2 protein-coding genes and 1 pseudogene are annotated in these 1236 nt (G+C 75.7%); all 3 read right to left on the bottom strand.

The annotated features are described in order from the left end of the window. Positions 1-347: pseudogene (locus AC1DP0_RS22005) on the bottom strand (penicillin-binding protein); the annotation flags it as partial. Then, a complete protein-coding gene (locus AC1DP0_RS22010; RefSeq protein ID WP_478088740.1) occupies positions 344-844 on the bottom strand; it encodes a rod shape-determining protein MreD in 501 nt (166 codons plus the stop codon). The pseudogene AC1DP0_RS22005 and the gene AC1DP0_RS22010, both read right to left, overlap by 4 nt. Further along, positions 841-1236, bottom strand: a 396-nt coding sequence (locus AC1DP0_RS22015; RefSeq protein ID WP_478088742.1) for a rod shape-determining protein MreC, incomplete at its 5' end; no start/stop codon positions are given. The genes AC1DP0_RS22010 and AC1DP0_RS22015, both read right to left, overlap by 4 nt.

Here is a 1236-nt window from a genome sequence, read left to right on the forward strand (position 1 = left end):
GTCTTGCCCCACAGCCGCTCGAACGGCAGGCCGAGCGCTGCGGCGACCCGGGTCACGAGGTCGCGCCCGCCGTCGCGGGAGTCGACGAGCACCGAGCGCTGCACCGTGACGACGGTGTCGAAGGTGTTCTCGACGAAGGGCGCCCCGAGGCGGTCGAGGATGCGACCGCGCAGCGCGTGCTCGGTCACCGTCCGGGTGTTGACGGTGACGGAGGCCCGGGCGAGGTCAGGACCCTGGACGAGCTGGAGCTGACCCAGCCGGCCCAGCAGCAGCCCGAAGAGCGTGACGAGCAGGACGAGGACCACGCCGACGACCCCGACTCGGGAGCGCCGGGGACGCGCGCTCATCCGAGTCTCCGGCGCACCAGGGCCCGATCGAGCGCCAGGAGGGGCGGCAGCAGCAGGCCACCCGCGGCCACCGTCGCCAGGAGCCGCCACAGGTCGTCGGCGGCCTCGACGCCACCCTCGGCCAGCACGGCGGACCCGAGGCGTCCAACGAGCACGACGGCGGCCGATGCGAGCAGCGCGACGGGGGCGCGCAGTCGGGAGCGGGAGGAGGTGCGACGGAAGGAGCCGGCGACGAGTCCGGCGACCATCATGACGAGGGGGGTGAGCCCGAGCGGGCTCCCGACCGGCGGGACGAGCTGGACGACCCAGCCGGCGAGGAGTCCCACGAGGGCTCCGTGGACGGGGCCCCGGAGCACCGCCGTCGCCACGACCCCGATGAGCACGAGGTCCGGCACCCAGCGCGGCGGCACGCCGAGACGCGGCAGCACCGTCGCGACGACGAGGGCCGCGACGWGGACGTATGCCGTCCGCAGCACTCCCAGCAGCGTCGGCCTCATCGTGGGGTGCCCGTGTCGGCGGGCGCGGCAGTCGTGGCACGGGTCGCCGTCCTGGGCGTGGTCCGCGCGGACGGCAGGAGGACGGCGACGACGTCGATCGCGTCAGGGTCGACGGCGGGCCGCACCGTCGCGCTGCGCGTCAGCTGCCCCCGGTCGGGGTCGACGGCCGTCACGGTACCGACGACGATGCCGGCGGCATACGGGGTCTCGTCGATGCTGCCGAGGGTGCGCACGACGTCACCGACGACGGGTGTCGACGGGACGACCCGCGACAGCCGGAGCGAGCCGCGGGGACGCGACTCCGAGTCCCCCGGGGCGGACGCCGACACGGTGCCGAACGTGCCGGCGGGTCCGACCCGCACGGCCACCACCGAGCCGGCGCTGCCCAGCAC

Source organism: Terrabacter sp. P5_B1, assembly GCF_056400505.1.